This is a genomic window from Sphingomonas sp. Leaf357 (genome assembly GCF_001423845.1).
In the GTDB taxonomy this organism is placed as follows: Bacteria; Pseudomonadota; Alphaproteobacteria; order Sphingomonadales; family Sphingomonadaceae; genus Sphingomonas.
Genome location: NZ_LMPM01000001.1, coordinates 2762351 through 2777194, shown reverse-complemented (window position 1 = coordinate 2777194; position 14844 = coordinate 2762351). Strand labels below are relative to the sequence as shown.

The window sequence follows — 14844 nt, the reverse complement described above, 5'->3', positions numbered from 1 at the left end:
GGTGCCCGAGGGCATCGCGGCGGTGATCGCGACGATCCGGTCGTCGCTCGCCGCTTCCTTGACCAGCTGCGCGCCGAACACGTTCTGGTATTGCGGCGGTCCCGGCGGGGCCTTCGCCTGCGCGCCGGTGATCACGTCGAACTTCTGCACGCCGTGATATTTGTCCGCCGCCGCCTCGGCCGGTGCGTAGCCCTTGCCCTTCTTGGTCACGACATGGACCAGGATCGGCCCGTCCTCGGCATCGCGGACATTCTCGAGCACCGGGATCAGGTGATCGAGATTGTGCCCGTCGATCGGCCCGACATAATAGAAGCCCAGTTCCTCGAACAGCGTGCCGCCGGTCGCCAGCCCCCGCGCATATTCCTCCGCCTTGCCGGCCGCGTCGTGGACCCGCTTGGAGAGCTTGCGCGTCACCTTCTTGGCGAAGCTCCGCAGGCCGAGATATTCGCTGGAGGAGACCATCCGCGCGAGATACGCGCTCAAGCCCCCGACCGGCGGCGCGATCGACATGTCGTTGTCGTTCAGGATCACGACCAGCCGGTTGCCGGCGCCTTGCGCGTTGTTCATCGCCTCGTACGCCATGCCCGCCGACATCGCGCCGTCGCCGATCACCGCGATGCCCTTGCCCGGGCGGTCCGACAGCTTGTTGGCGACCCCGAAGCCCAACGCCGCCGAGATCGAGGTCGACGAATGCGCCGCGCCGAACGGATCGTACTCGCTCTCGCTGCGCTTGGTGAAGCCGCTCAGCCCCCCGCCCATGCGCAGCGTGCGGATGCGMTCGCGACGACCGGTCAGGATCTTGTGCGGATAGCATTGGTGCCCGACGTCCCACACCAGCTTGTCGCGCGGCGTRTCGAACACGTAATGGATCGCCACGGTCAGCTCGACCACCCCCAGCCCCGAACCRAGATGTCCCCCCGTCGTCCCCACCGCCGAGATCGTCTCCACCCGCAACTCGTCCGCCAGCTGGCGTAACTGGCCAACCTCCAGCTTACGAAGATCGGAAGGCATCGATACGGTATCGAGAAGCGGCGTGGTGCTGACGTCGGACATCGAACCGGTCTAGCCCAGCCCCAAACGCCTGTCGATTGCCNCGAAGATCGGAAGGCATCGATACGGTATCGAGAAGCGGCGTGGTGCTGACGTCGGACATCGAACCGGTCTAGCCCAGCCCCAAACGCCTGTCGATTGCCAGAACACCAAAGCTTGAAAGGTCAGGCCAAGGTGAGATCAAAAACTTCCGTTCAAAGGCGCGCGACAGGAAAGACGGCGTGTCCGAAAGCCGAGATGCGCCCGGCCGGGCACGTCGGATATTTCCAGCCGCGTTTCGTCGAGCCATTTAGCGGATGACAGTTTCGTAGCGGGAATCGAGTTCGATCGCGCGTCGTTCGTCGGCCTCGGCTTTGCGCGTATCGCCCTTTTGACGCAGCGAAATACTGCGATGATAGCGATAGCGCGCGGTGTTCGGAGCGAGGCGCACCGCTTCATCGAGATCTAAGAGGGCAAGGTTCAGATCACCGCTGCGCCGATAGGCCAAAGCGCGGTTGAGGCGAGCCGGAGCGTCGCGGGGCGCGAGCGCGATCGCGCGGTCGAACTCGGCGATCGCGCCCGTCAATTCGGCCTGCCATGCCAGCGCCAGCCCATCGGCGAGGTGGGCCGCCGCACGCCCCCTGACGCCGGGTGCGGCTGGATCGACCTGCTTTCGGCAGGCCGAGAGATCCTGTTTCGGATCGTCGATCGTGCACGCATTCCAGTCGCCGCGCCGGAGCGGTTGCTGGGAACGGACCCGTGATCCCGTGACGACGATGTCGTTATCGGGCGTCGCAACGCGCGCCGAAGCGATGGCCGGGGCGGGCGACGCAGCCATCACCTCGTTCGGGGCCGGCGGAGGAGGGGGCGGCGGCGGAGGGGGAGGCGGCGGCGGGGGGGGAGGGGGCGGTGGTGCGACATCGGCCAGCGCGTCGCTTTGCGCGCTTTCCTCCGTTCGTGAAGATAGCGCAGGCGCCATCGGAGCGGACACCATCGGCGGAGCAGGCGAGGGGGCCGCGACGATCGCAGGAACAGCCGCTCTCGGGGAAGATCGGGTCGCCAGTGGCGCGGGAGGGTTGATGACCTCCAGCGCAGCGACCGGTGGGCTGCGACCAACCGCGTTTCCCGCCATCGAAGCGCGGTCTGGTGCCGCCGTCGGCGCTTCCCGTGGGGGCGGTGACAGGCCAAGATCGCCGGACCGCCATATCGGCACGCCGATCGTCACGACCAGCGCGACCCCGGCCAGGGCAGCAATCTGCGGCCGCGCGATCCAGCCGTGCCTCGGCTTCGGCGCGACCGTACCGTGACGACCCGTCGCCGGCGCGTCGCCCGGTGCATCGAAGCGCCGCATCGACTCCGCGATCGCCGCCTCGCGCCGCGCAGGGCGGGGTGAAGGCGGATCGGGCAGAGCCGCCGCGATGTCGTCGTTGGTCGCCATCACATCGCCTGCATGGTCGTGAGCGGTCGTACGCAATGGGCGGGACGGAGCGGCATCTGCCGGGCCTTATAGCTTCAATTGTCGGCGGGTCGAATGGGCATGAGGGTGCGACGCAGAACCGCCGCACCCTCGGCCGACCTTATTGCCCGGGTTGCGGCATCGATGCCGCCGATTTGGCGGCGCGGACCAGTTGCACGAACTCCGAGCGATAGCCGAAGCTATCCTCGCCTCGCGCACCCAGCGCAATCTTCAGGACATCGTCATATCCCATCGATCCGGTGTAGCGTCCGCCGCGCAGCAGTTCCGCGAACGCCGCGACCCCGGTTGCGAAGCGCGCATCCTGCGGTGCGTCGCCGAAGCGGGCGACTTCCGAACGCCGGTCGATCGGGGTCGAGATCAGTCGGCTAGCGCTGGATTTCGGCAATTTGTAGCGGATCTTGACGAAGCCATACTCGCCGGTGCCGGGCTCTACCGTGACCGGCGTCGCCCTAGCATAACGCAGATCGCCGACCGCGCGCGGCCCGCCGACCGGTACGATCTCGTACAAGGCGGTCACCGTCTGGCCCGACCCGACATCTCCGGCATCGACCTTGTCATTGTCGAAATCCTCGCGGTTCAGCAAACGCGTTTCATATCCGATCAGGCGATATTCGGCGACGGTGGCCGGGTTGAACTCGACCTGGATCTTCACGTCCTTGGCGATCGGGAACAGCGTCGACGTCGCCTCGTCGACCAAGGTCTTCCGCGCCTCGCCGATCGTGTCGATATAGGCGGCCGCGCCGTTGCCGTTCTGCGCCAGCGCCTGCATCAGCGCATCGTTGTAATTGCCCATGCCGAAGCCCAGCACCGACAGGAACACGCCCTTGCCGCGCTCGCGCTCGATATAGCCCTTCAACTCGTCCTGATTGCTGATGCCGATATTGAAATCGCCGTCCGTCGCCAGGATCACGCGATTGACGCCCTTGGGATCGAGATTGGCCTCGGCCAGCGCATAGGCCTGGCGGATGCCTTCCGCGCCCGCCGTACCGCCGCCCGCGCCGAGCCCGTCGATCACCGCCTTGATCCTGCCTTTCTGGCTGGCCGGCGTGGGGGCGAGCGCGGTGCCGGCATATCCGGCATAGGTAACGATCGCGACGCTGTCGTCGCCGTCCAACTGGTCGAGCAGCATGGTCAGCGACTGTTTCACCAGCGGCAGCTTGTTCGGCTCGTTCATCGATCCCGACGTGTCGATGAGGAAGACGAGATTCGCGCGCGGGCGGGTCGCACGCTGGATCTCATAGCCCTTTATGCCGATGCGGACGAGCTTGCGCCCCGCCGTCCACGGGCTGGGGAAAACCGCGACATTGCTGGTGAAGGGTTGTTCCGCGGTGCGGGGGCTGGCGTAATCGTAGGGAAAATAGTTGATCATCTCTTCGGTCCGCACCGCCGCCGGCTGCGGCAGGACATTGCGGTTCAGCGAGGCGCGCGTGAACGCGTAGGAGGCGGTGTCGACATCGATCGAGAAGGTCGAGACCGGTTCCTCGCGCACGGCCTTGAACGCGTTTTGCGCGACGCTGTTGAACTTGTCGCGGCCGACATCGTGATAGGGCGTCATGTAGCTGCGCTCCATCGGCACGATGCGCGATCCAGTGACCATCACCGGTGCCGAGACCATCGGTGGAGGCGGCGGCGGGGGAGGTGGGGGCGGGGGTGGCACCATGAGTTCGGCCGTCGCTGAATCGCGCGCCGTCGTGCGTGATGCTTTCGCACTGGTGACGACGATGTCGTTGGACGCCTCGGCGGCGGCATCGGACGGGACGGCGGCGGGCGCGTCGACGCCGGTCTTGCTGCAGGATACGACGAGCATGGCGATGGCCATGGCGACGGGGCCGGTGGCAACCGCGCGGTGGAAACGGGGCATGGATTTTCTCCCAGGACAGCGGCGCAGGATCGTCCGCATATTCACTGGGACGCGCTGGCGGCTGATTTCCTTGAGAAGTTTTTTCGAATTATTTTTCGACTGGGCACACTCCGCCAGCCGGGGCCGCTTCTCACCGTTCGTGCTGACCTTGTCGCGGCACGGTTCGGGGCACCCCATTCAGGGCGCACGGGGGTGGGGTGGCGAGGTCGATCCGGTAGCGATCGAAGACTCAGCTCCCGATTATACGCCGCACTTCATGCATGCGCCAGGACACCGTCGCTTCCGCCACACCGAGGATTTCCGCCGCTTCGGCGTGGGTCAATTGCTGCCCGGCGACCAGCACCGCCGCGTCGCGATAGGCCGGCTTCAGTCTGGCGATCGCACTTTTCAGCCAGATCGCGTCATAGGCGTCGCGGCCATCGGGAGCCTTTGTAAGGCCGGCCAGCACCGCCAGCCGATCGGTGAGACCGGCGAACGAGCGCCGCCGCCGCCGGAAGTCGCGCGCCGCGTTGAACACGATGCTGCACAGCCACGTGGTGAACTTCGCCTCGCCCCGGAAATACCGGATCTTTTCGACCAAGGTGCAGCAGACGTCCTGCGCGATGTCATCGGCATCGGCGCGCGATCCGGTAAGCTGCCAGGCGAGGCCGTGAATGCGATCGTAATGTCGCCTGAGCAACGCCTCGAATGCCGCGCGATCTCCGCCGATCGCGGCGGCGATCAGGTCCGTGTCGGGAAAAACCGTGTCTTCGCCCATCAGCGCAAGGCGCTGAACGCAGGCGACCACGGCGCGGCGGCGCTAGAGATTTCTGACCCGAATGTCGCCGCGCCCGCCACGTTTAGCTCTGTGCATCATTCCCGGCGGGGATGCCATCGCGGAGAGGGGCGTGTTATCCGGACCCTCACCGACATTCGGCCTGAGCCGGTCGAGGTGCCGGTGCCATGTCTTGCCCTTCGACAGGCTCGGGCCGAACGGACGGGGACGGATGCAGGATGTATCAGGCCAGAAAATGCGCGACGAATCCATGACGGTCCCCCGGATAGATCTGCCGGGCATAGGTGATCCGCTCCGCACCCCGCCACGTCCAGCGTTCGAGTTGCATGCAGGCCTGGCCCGGCGCGACATCGAGCGCGGCGGCCAGCACTCCGTCGGCATTGATGGCGGTGATGCGATGCTCGGCCTCGGTCCAGGCGACATGATCGAGCAGCCACGAGCCGGGCGGATCAATCGCGAAATCTGCCTCGGCGGCCGACGGTACGACATCCAGATTGATCAGCCGATATTCGAGCGCATAGGGGACATGATCGGCGAGATGGCGGCATTCCATCGCGAGGATCCGTCCCGCCCCGGATGCCAGCAATATACGATCGGCGGCGGTCGCGCGGCGGGCCTCGCGGGCATTCAGCTCGAAGCCATAGGCCTTGCCCTGCGCGGCAACCTCGTTGCGGATGTCGGGGATTTCCAGCGCGGCGCGGTGGAAGCGCGGGGTGGCGACGAACGATCCGGCGCGGCGGCGGCGGTCGAGCAATCCGGCCTGGGCAAGCGCGCCTAGCGCGCGATTTACCGTCATGCGCGAGCACGCATACTCCGTCATCAATTCGTGTTCGTAGGGGATGCGGTGGCCGGGCTTCCATTCGCCCGACATGATCCGCGCCTCGATCTCGCGCCGGATACGGTCGTGAAGGGCCGGGGGCTTCACGCCAGCAGGCCCTTCATGACATCAACATAGCGCGCCGTGATGCGCTCGCGATCATGATGACGGCCACCGCTGACGCACTTGCGCCCGGCCCGCCACACGGAGTCGATATGATCGCGCGCGCCACCGAACACCCAGCTGTCGATCAGCTGGTCGCCGTGCCGCCCGACCGAGGCGGGATGACTGGGCAGAAACGAGACGAGGTCCGCCGGTGCGCCGACGGCGAGGCCGGCGCCGGATGCGCCGAGCGCTCGAGCGCCGCCCTGGAACGCCATGCTCCACAGCGTCGCACCGGTCGAGCGGCCCGGGCCATTGGATAGGACGTTGCGCATCTCGTGTGTCAGGCGCTGGCCATATTCGAGCAGGCGCAGTTCCTCGCCGGCATCGATCCGTACGTTGGAATCCGATCCGACGCCGAAGCGCCCGCCTTGCGCCTGAAACGCGCGAGCGGGGAACAGGCCATCACCCAGATTGGCCTCGGTGATCGGGCACAGCCCGACGACCGCTTCGCTGGCCGCGATCTGCCGCAACTCGGCCTCGACGACATGTGTGGCGTGGACGAGGCACCAGCGGCGATCGACCTCCGCACGATCGAACAACCATTCGACCGGTCGCTGTCCGCTCCATGCCATGCAGGCCTCAACCTCACGGGTCTGTTCGGCGATATGGATATGGATCGGAGCGTCGGGAAGAAGGGTCGTGACGACGGCCAGTTCCGCCGCCGTCACCGCGCGCAAGCTGTGCGGAGCGACGCCGATCACCGCCTGATCCAGCCCGGCGAGCGCATGGCGGCTGTCGTCGATCAGCCGCGCGAACCCGTCGAGATCGTTGACGAAGCGGGCCTGCGTGGTGCGGGGCGGGGTGCCGCCGAAATCGGCATGGGCGTAGAAGACCGGTAGCAGCGTCAGCGCAATGCCGCTCTCCTGCGCGGCGGCGGCGATCGCCGCGGCCATCGCCGCGCGATCGTCATAGGCGCGACCGTCCGGACCGTGGTGCAGATAATGGAACTCGCCGACCCGCGTGAAGCCGCTTTCGAGCATTTCGATATAGGCCAAGGCGGCGATCGCCTGCAGCGTGTCGGGATCGAGCGCGGCGACGAAGCGGTACATCGTCTCGCGCCACGTCCAGAAACTGTCTTCGCTCCGGCCGGAAACTTCGGCGAGGCCAGCCATTCCGCGCTGGAAAGCATGACTGTGGAGGTTAGGCAGGCCGGGCATGGCGGGGCCATGGCGATCGTCGCCGGGCTCGGGCTGGACGCCGAACATCACTGCGGCGATCAGGCCGTTAGCCACGTCGATCCGTACGTCTTTCCGCCACCCTTCAGGCAGCAAAGCGGATTCGAACCACAGTCGCATGTGAAGCTCCTCGACTGGATGGCTTGGGCGAATGGACAGCGCGTAGCGCGCATGGTTATGTATATACATATTCGATTCGATGCCACCCTCCACCCGGAGTTGCCGATGTTGTGCGATCGCCTTTGGACCCGCGCCCGGATCGCGACCCTGCGTGCCGATCAGCCGGGGTCCGGCGTGATCGACGATGGGGTGATCGCGGCCAAGGATGGCCGCATCGTTTATGCCGGTGCGGCGGTGGATGCGCCGAGCTTCGCGGCGGCGGATGTCGTGGACTGCGCCGGCCGGCTGATCACGCCGGGGCTGATCGATTGCCACACGCATCTCGTCCATGGCGGCAACCGCGCGCTGGAATTCGAGCAGAAACTGGCTGGCGCGTCGTATGAGGAGATCGCGCGGGCAGGGGGCGGCATTCTGTCGACGATGCGCGCCACCCGCGCGGCGAGCGAGGAGGAATTGGTCGCCAGCGCGCTGCCCCGCCTCGACGCGCTGATCGCCGAGGGCGTGACGACGATAGAGGTCAAATCGGGTTACGGTCTGTCGTTGGACGGCGAACGCAAGATGTTGCGTGCGATCCGGGCGCTGGCCGATCGGCGCGACGTCGCGATCCGCGCAACGTTCCTCGGCGCGCATGCCCTGCCGCCGGAATATGCCGGCGATCCGGATGGGTACATCGCTCTCCTATGCGACGAGATGCTTCCGGCGCTGGCGGTCGAGGGGCTCGTCGATGCAGTGGATGGGTTCTGCGAGGGCATCGGCTTCAGTCCTCAGCAGATCGCCCGCGTGCTCGAGGTCGCTGCCCGATACGAACTACCCGTGAAGCTTCACGCCGAGCAGCTCTCGAACCTCGAAGGGGCGGCGCTTGCTGCGCAGCATGGAGCCTTGTCGGCGGACCATCTCGAATATCTCTCGCCCACCGGCGTCGCCGCGATGGCGCACGCCGGCACCGTCGCGGTGCTCCTGCCGGGCGCCTATTATTTCATGCGCGAGACGCAGCTTCCGCCAATCGCCGCGCTGCGAGCCGCAGGCGTTCCGATCGCACTGGCGACCGATTGCAATCCCGGCACGTCGCCGCTCACCTCGGTCCTGCTGGCGATGAACATGGCGGCAACCCTGTTCCGGCTGACGGTCGACGAATGTCTTGCCGCGGTCACGCGGAACGCCGCGCGGGCGCTGGGGATGGCGGACGATATCGGCACGCTGGAAGCCGGCAAGTCCTGCGATCTCGCGATCTGGGACGTCGGGCGCCCGGCGGACCTGGTCTACCGCATCGGGTTCAACCCGCTGCATGCCCGTATCTGGAGAGGGAAATGAACCGCGTGATCCTGAAGAGCGGGGGCGTGTCGCTGGCCGAATGGCGTGCGGTGTATCGTGGCGCGGACATGGCGTTGGATCCCGCCAGCGGACCGACCATCGCCGCCAGCGCCGCCGGCGTGGAGCGTATCCTCGCCCGCGGCGAGCCCGTCTACGGGATTAATACCGGTTTCGGCAAACTCGCCAGCGTGCGCATCGCGTCCGAGGATCTGGCGACGCTGCAGCGGAACATCGTGCTGAGCCACGCGGCGGGCACCGGTGAATCCAGCCCGATCGCGGTGATCCGCTTGATGATGGCGCTCAAGCTCGGCAGCCTGTCGCAGGGGGCCTCCGGCGTGGCACCGGCGACGATCGCGCTGATGGAGGCGATGCTGGCGCGGGGTCTGACACCGGTGGTGCCGTGCCAGGGATCGGTCGGGGCATCGGGCGATCTCGCGCCGCTCGCGCATATGGCGGCGGCGATGATCGGGGTGGGGGAGATGTTTGTGGAGGGGCGGCGCGTGCCGGCCGACGCGGCGTTGGCGGCGGCGGGGCTCGCGCCGCTCACGCTCGGGCCGAAGGAGGGGCTGGCGCTGCTCAACGGAACGCAATTCTCCTGCGCCAACGCGCTGGCCGGTTTGTTCGAAACGGAAACCGTGTTCCGTTCGGCGCTGGTCACCGGCGCGCTCTCGACCGAGGCAGCGCGAGGGTCGGATGCGCCGTTCGATCCGCGGATCCATCGCCTGCGCGGCCATGCCGGGCAGATCGCGGTCGGAGATGCGCTGCGCGGGCTGATGCAGGGATCGGCGATCCGCGCGTCGCATCTGATCGGCGATACCCGGGTGCAGGATCCGTATTGTCTGCGCTGCCAGCCGCAGGTGATGGGCGCGGCGCTCGACATCCTGCGCCAAGCCGCGACGACGCTTGCGATCGAGGCCAATGGCGTGACCGACAATCCGTTGATCTTTCCCGATACCGACGAGGCGTTGTCCGGCGGGAATTTCCATGCCGAACCAGTGGCCTTCGCCGCCGACATCATCGCGCTGGCGATCTGCGAGATCGGATCGATTTCCGAACGCCGCATCGCGATGCTGGTCGATCCGGCGCTGTCCGGTCTGCCGGCGTTCCTGACGCCGAAGCCCGGGCTGAATTCGGGCTTCATGATCCCGCAGGTGACGGCGGCGGCGCTGGTGTCGGAGAACAAGCAGCGCGCCTATCCGGCCAGCGTGGATTCGATCCCGACCTCGGCCAATCAGGAGGACCACGTGTCGATGGCCGCGCATGGCAGCCGGCGGCTGCTGGCGATGGCGGAGAATGCCAGCGCGGTGATCGGGATCGAGGCGTTGGCGGCGGCGCAAGGCTGCGACTTTCACGCGCCGCTCAGGTCGAGCGAAGCGCTGGAGGCGGCCCGAGCGATAGTGCGGTATCGGGTACCGCACCTGGACGACGACCGCCATTTCCATCCCGATATGGAGGCGGCCAATGCGCTCGTGCGGTCGGGTGCGCTGATCGACGCGGCCGGCGTTGACCTGCCAGGGCTGGCATGACCGATTGGTTGCAGGTCTCGCCGGGCGATGCGCCGCTGGTCGTGGCATTCCCACATACCGGCACCGACATTCCTGAAAGTATCGCAAGTCGGTTTCGCTCACCCTGGCTGGCGCGCAAGGATGCGGACTGGTGGATCGACCGGCTCTATGATTTCGCCGGCGCGCTCGGCGCGACCACCGTCCGCACGACGATCTCGCGATCGGTGATAGACGTGAATCGCGACCCTTCCGGTGTGTCGCTATATCCGGGGCAGGCGACGACGGGGCTTTGTCCGATCGAGACCTTCGATGGCGAGCCGCTGTACCGGGAAGGGCCGGAACCTAGTCCGCAGGATATCGCTGAGCGGCGCGCGATATGGTTCGATCCCTATCATGCCGCGATCGCCGACGAATTGCAGCGGCTGCGGCGCCAGTATGATCGCGTCGTGTTGTACGATGCTCATTCGATCCGGTCGATCGTGCCGCGCCTGTTCGATGGTGAACTGCCGCAATTCAACATCGGCACCTTTGACGGTGCGGCCTGTGCGTCCCGACTGACGCAGGTCGTGGCCGCGCACGCGGCGTTCTCCGGCTACAGCCACGTCGTCGATGGTCGCTTCAAGGGCGGGTGGACGACGCGCCATTACGGCGAACCGGAGGCAGGGGTGCATGCCATCCAGATGGAGCTCGCCTGTCGCGGTTACATGGCCGATCCGGCGGGCGCGATCGACGAACATAGCTGGCCGGCCCCGTATGATCCTGAAACGGCCGCGCCGTTGCGCACAATATTGCGCAACATACTCACCGCCTGCATCGATTTCGCGAGAGGATCGTCATGACGCGTCTGGACAATAATCGCATCATCCGCGCCGCCACGGGCACAGACCTCACAGCGAAAGGCTGGCTGACCGAGGCACCTTTGCGGATGCTCATGAACAACCTTCATCCGGACGTGGCCGAGAACCCGCAGGAGTTGGTCGTCTATGGCGGCATCGGTCGGGCGGCGCGCGATTGGGAGAGTTTCGATCGCATCGTGGATACCCTGCGCCGCTTGGAGGATGACGAAACCCTGCTCGTACAGTCGGGCAAGCCGGTGGGGGTGTTCCGCACGCATGCCGACGCGCCGCGCGTGCTGATCGCCAATTCCAACCTCGTGCCGCATTGGGCGACCTGGGAGCATTTCAACGACCTCGATCGCAAGGGGCTGGCGATGTACGGCCAGATGACGGCGGGATCGTGGATCTATATCGGCACGCAGGGCATCGTGCAGGGCACCTACGAAACCTTTGTGGAGATGGGGCGCCAGCATTATGGCGGCACTCTTGCCGGCAAGTGGTTGTTGACGGCGGGACTTGGCGGGATGGGCGGTGCGCAACCGCTGGCGGCGGTGATGGCGGGTGCGTCGTGCCTGGCGATCGAATGCCAGCCCAGCCGGATCGAGATGCGGCTGCGTACCGGCTATCTCGATCGCGCGGCCGAAACGATCGAGGAAGCGCTCGATCTCGTCACCAATGCCACCGCGCCGATCTCGGTCGGGCTGCGCGGCAATGCGGCGGAGATACTGCCCGAACTGTTCCGGCGCGGGGTACGGCCCGATCTGCTGACCGACCAGACGTCGGCGCACGATCCAGTGAACGGGTACCTGCCCGCGGGCTGGTCGCTCAATCGCTGGTTCGCCGAGCGCGAGCGCGATCCGGCGGCGGTCGCGACGGCAGCGAAAGAGTCGATGGCGATCCATGTCCGCGCGATGCTCGATTTCCAGGCGGCGGGCGTGCCGACGGTCGATTACGGCAACAATATTCGTCAGGTCGCGCTCGACGCGGGCGTGACGAACGCGTTCGACTTCCCCGGCTTCGTGCCGGCCTATATCCGCCCGCTATTCTGTCGCGGTATCGGGCCGTTTCGCTGGGTTGCGCTGTCGGGGGATCCAGAGGACATCTATCGGACCGACTCCAAGGTGAAGGAATTGCTGCCCGACGACGCGCATCTGCACCGCTGGCTCGACATGGCACGCGACCGCATCAAGTTTCAGGGCCTGCCGGCACGCATCTGCTGGGTCGGGCTGGGCGATCGCCACCGGCTCGGCCTCGCGTTCAACGAGATGGTCGCGAGCGGCGAGTTGAAGGCACCGGTCGTGATCGGTCGCGATCACCTCGATAGCGGATCGGTCGCCAGCCCCAATCGCGAAACGGAGGCGATGCGCGACGGCTCCGACGCGGTATCGGACTGGCCCTTGCTCAATGCGCTGCTCAACACCGCGAGCGGCGCGACCTGGGTATCGCTGCATCATGGCGGTGGCGTCGGAATGGGCTTCTCGCAGCATAGCGGCATGGTGATCGTCGCCGACGGCACCGAGGCGGCGGCGAAGCGCCTGGCCCGCGTCTTGTGGAACGATCCCGCCACCGGCGTGATGCGCCACGCCGATGCGGGGTATGAGGACGCGATCGCGTGCGCAGGGGAGCAGGGGCTGGATCTGCCCTCGATTTAGAGTGGCAGACCCACGTAATTCTCGGCGATCGCGGTCTGCATCGCCTGCGATTGCGCGACGTAATCGAGTTCGGCGATCTGCATCCGCCGCTCGAACGCGCCGTCTTCGGGGAAGCGGTGCATCAGCTTGGTCAGATACCAGCTGAAGCGCTCGGCCTTCCAGATTCGCGCGAGCGCCCTGGCCTGATAGCCGGTCAATCCGCTCTCATCGCCGCGATAGTGCGCGATGAAGGCATCGGAGAGATAGGCGATATCGGAGGCAGCCAAATTGAGGCCCTTGGCCCCGGTCGGCGGCACGATGTGTGCCGAGTCCCCCGCCAGGAACAGTCGCCCGTGGCGCATCGTTTCGAACACGTAGGATCGCAAGGGCGCGATCGAGATTTCGAGTGCAGGGCCGCGAACGACCGGGCGGCTGGCAAGCGGCGCGAAGCGGCGTTCGAGTTCGTCCCAAAGCCGGTCGGCGGGCCAATCCTCGACCCGTTCGGTCAACGGCACCTGGATGTAATAGCGGCTGCGCGTCGCCGAGCGCATCGAAGCGAGCGCGAAACCGGCATCGGTGTTCGCGTAGATCAGCTCGTCATGGCAGGGCGGCACGTCGGCGAGGATGCCGAGCCAGCCGAACGGATATTCGCGCTCGTATTCGCAGGCGACCGCCGGGATCGCCTTGCGCGACGGGCCGTGGAACCCGTCGCAGCCGGCGATGAAATCGGCGTCGATTCGCTGCGTCACCCCGTCCCGGGTGAAGGTCACGAAAGGGGCATCGCCGGTCACGTCGTGCAGCACCACGTCCTTGGCCTCGAACATGATATCCAGGTCGCGCTCCGGCGCGGCGGCGATCAGGTCGCGCGTCACCTCCGTCTGGCCGTAGACGGTGACGGGCTGGCCGGTGAGCGCGCTGACGTCGATGCGGATCAGCAGGTCGTCATGGGCGAGGTTGAAGCCGTGTTCGATCAGCCCTTCGGCGTTCAGCCGGGCGTCGATGCCGAGCCGGCGCAGCAGATCGGTGGTGGTCCGTTCGAGGACCCCGGCGCGGATGCGGCTCTCGACATAGGCACGGTCCTGCCGCTCGACGATCACGCAAGCGATGCCGGCGGCACGCAACAGATGGCCGAGCAGCAGCCCCGCCGGCCCGGCACCGATGATCGCGACCCCGGTCTTCGACGGCGCTGTCACGCGAGCTGTTTCTCGAGCGCGTCGAGCACGCGGTAGCAGGGCAGAACCTGAGCGACCGACGAATTGGGTTCGCGGCCTTCGCGGATCGCGGCGATGAATTCGCGGTCCTGCAGTTCGATGCCATTCATCGACACCGCGACGTTCGACACGTCGATCTGCTCGTCCTTGCCGGTGAACAGGTCGTCGTAGCGCGCCAGATAGGTGCCGTTGTCGCAGATGTAGCGGAAGAAGGTGCCGAGCGGCCCGTCATTGTTGAAGCTCAGCGACAGGGTGCAGATCGCGCCGCTCTCCGCCTTCAACTGGATCGACATGTCCATCGCGATGCCGAGTTCGGGATGGATCGGCCCTTCGATCGCGTTGGCCTTGACGATCGGACCGGCCTGATAGGCGAACAGATCGACGGTGTGCGCGGCGTGATGCCAGAGCAGGTGATCGGTCCAGGACCGTGCCTCGCCCTTGGCGTTCATGTTCTTGCGGCGGAAGAAATAGGTCTGCACGTCCATCTGTTGGATCGCGATGTCACCCGCGACGATCTTGTCGTGGACGAACTGGTGGCTTGGATTGAAGCGTCGCGTGTGGCCGACCATGCAGGTGAGGCCGGTCTCGCGGCTCTTGGTGAGCACCGCCTCGGCATCGGCGAGGCTGTCGGCGAGCGGGATCTCGACCTGCACGTGCTTGCCCGCGTCCATGCACTGGATCGCCTGGGCGGCGTGCATCTGCGTCGGCGTGCAAAGGATGACCGCATCGACATCGTCCCGCGCGAGCGTCTCGGCGAGATCGCTCGTGGCGTGGCCGATGCCGTATTTCGCCGCGATCTCCTGCGTCGGTTCGAGGCGGCGGCCGACGAGGCTGGTGACCTCTACGCCGTCGATCAGTTTCAGGCCGTCGAGATGCTTTTCTCCAAACGCGCCGGCTCCGGCTAGGGCGATTTTCATGCGATGCCTCCAAA

Annotated in this window: 12 protein-coding genes; 4 read left to right on the top strand and 8 right to left on the bottom strand. The window is 66.4% G+C overall.

What is annotated here, in order from left to right:
* The 6 genes from ASG11_RS12975 to ASG11_RS12950 all read right to left on the bottom strand — a co-directional run.
* A partial coding sequence (locus ASG11_RS12975) for a 1-deoxy-D-xylulose-5-phosphate synthase N-terminal domain-containing protein (protein WP_156363760.1) occupies positions 1-1053 on the bottom strand: 1053 nt, incomplete at its 3' end.
* A gap of 286 nt (positions 1054-1339) precedes the next feature.
* The gene (locus ASG11_RS18430) at positions 1340-2467 is read right to left on the bottom strand and encodes a tetratricopeptide repeat protein (RefSeq protein WP_082472747.1); all 1128 of its coding nucleotides are present in this window, start codon (positions 2465-2467) and stop codon (positions 1340-1342) included.
* 139 nt (positions 2468-2606) lie between these two features.
* On the bottom strand, positions 2607-4367 hold the full coding sequence (locus ASG11_RS12965) for a vWA domain-containing protein (protein WP_156363759.1): 1761 nt from the start codon (positions 4365-4367) through the stop codon (positions 2607-2609).
* Between the two features lie 229 nt (positions 4368-4596).
* Positions 4597-5124: an RNA polymerase sigma factor gene (locus ASG11_RS12960; protein ID WP_082472746.1), complete on the bottom strand. Its 528-nt coding sequence runs from the start codon at positions 5122-5124 to the stop codon at positions 4597-4599.
* Between the two features lie 241 nt (positions 5125-5365).
* Positions 5366-6067, bottom strand: a complete 702-nt coding sequence (gene hutC, locus ASG11_RS12955) for a histidine utilization repressor (RefSeq protein ID WP_055779895.1) — start codon at positions 6065-6067, stop codon at positions 5366-5368.
* The gene (locus ASG11_RS12950) at positions 6064-7419 is read right to left on the bottom strand and encodes a formimidoylglutamate deiminase (RefSeq protein WP_055779892.1); all 1356 of its coding nucleotides are present in this window, start codon (positions 7417-7419) and stop codon (positions 6064-6066) included. Before ASG11_RS12950 ends, hutC begins: the two co-directional genes overlap by 4 nt.
* A 105-nt stretch (positions 7420-7524) precedes the next feature.
* Here ASG11_RS12950 and hutI point away from each other — a divergent pair, with 105 nt between their 5' ends.
* From hutI to hutU, 4 genes are read left to right on the top strand one after another with little or no spacing between them, the layout of a single operon-like run.
* Complete coding sequence (gene hutI / locus ASG11_RS12945) at positions 7525-8730, top strand: imidazolonepropionase (protein WP_055779889.1); 1206 nt, start codon at positions 7525-7527, stop codon at positions 8728-8730.
* On the top strand, positions 8727-10256 hold the full coding sequence (gene hutH, locus ASG11_RS12940; protein WP_055779885.1) for a histidine ammonia-lyase: 1530 nt from the start codon (positions 8727-8729) through the stop codon (positions 10254-10256). Before hutI ends, hutH begins: the two co-directional genes overlap by 4 nt.
* Positions 10253-11074: an N-formylglutamate deformylase gene (gene hutG, locus ASG11_RS12935; RefSeq protein ID WP_055779883.1), complete on the top strand. Its 822-nt coding sequence runs from the start codon at positions 10253-10255 to the stop codon at positions 11072-11074. Before hutH ends, hutG begins: the two co-directional genes overlap by 4 nt.
* Entirely contained in the window at positions 11071-12723 is a 1653-nt protein-coding gene (gene hutU, locus ASG11_RS12930; protein ID WP_055779879.1) for a urocanate hydratase, read from the top strand. Before hutG ends, hutU begins: the two co-directional genes overlap by 4 nt.
* On the opposite strand, the gene pobA is transcribed toward hutU, so the two are convergent.
* Positions 12720-13895 carry a 4-hydroxybenzoate 3-monooxygenase gene (gene pobA, locus ASG11_RS12925; RefSeq protein WP_055779876.1) on the bottom strand — a complete coding sequence of 392 codons (1176 nt, stop codon included), beginning with the start codon at positions 13893-13895 and terminating at the stop codon, positions 12720-12722. The two genes, hutU and pobA, sit on opposite strands and share 4 nt — an antisense overlap.
* Positions 13892-14830 (bottom strand): Gfo/Idh/MocA family oxidoreductase, encoded by a 939-nt coding sequence (locus ASG11_RS12920; RefSeq protein WP_055779873.1) that lies wholly within the window; start codon positions 14828-14830, stop codon positions 13892-13894. Before ASG11_RS12920 ends, pobA begins: the two co-directional genes overlap by 4 nt.
* Between the last annotated feature and the right edge of the window lie 14 nt (positions 14831-14844).

What these genes read in the sequence shown, in the direction of transcription:
- ASG11_RS18430 (WP_082472747.1), bottom strand. Translation starts at nt 2,467, where the DNA reads ATGGCGACCAACGACGACATCGCGGCGGCTCTGCCCGATCCGCCTTCA.
- ASG11_RS12965 (WP_156363759.1), bottom strand. Translation starts at nt 4,367, where the DNA reads ATGCCCCGTTTCCACCGCGCGGTTGCCACCGGCCCCGTCGCCATGGCC.
- ASG11_RS12960 (WP_082472746.1), bottom strand. Translation starts at nt 5,124, where the DNA reads ATGGGCGAAGACACGGTTTTTCCCGACACGGACCTGATCGCCGCCGCG.
- ASG11_RS12950 (WP_055779892.1), bottom strand. Translation starts at nt 7,419, where the DNA reads ATGCGACTGTGGTTCGAATCCGCTTTGCTGCCTGAAGGGTGGCGGAAA.
- hutI (WP_055779889.1), top strand. Translation starts at nt 7,525, where the DNA reads ATGTTGTGCGATCGCCTTTGGACCCGCGCCCGGATCGCGACCCTGCGT.
- hutH (WP_055779885.1), top strand. Translation starts at nt 8,727, where the DNA reads ATGAACCGCGTGATCCTGAAGAGCGGGGGCGTGTCGCTGGCCGAATGG.
- hutG (WP_055779883.1), top strand. Translation starts at nt 10,253, where the DNA reads ATGACCGATTGGTTGCAGGTCTCGCCGGGCGATGCGCCGCTGGTCGTG.
- hutU (WP_055779879.1), top strand. Translation starts at nt 11,071, where the DNA reads ATGACGCGTCTGGACAATAATCGCATCATCCGCGCCGCCACGGGCACA.
- ASG11_RS12920 (WP_055779873.1), bottom strand. Translation starts at nt 14,830, where the DNA reads ATGAAAATCGCCCTAGCCGGAGCCGGCGCGTTTGGAGAAAAGCATCTC.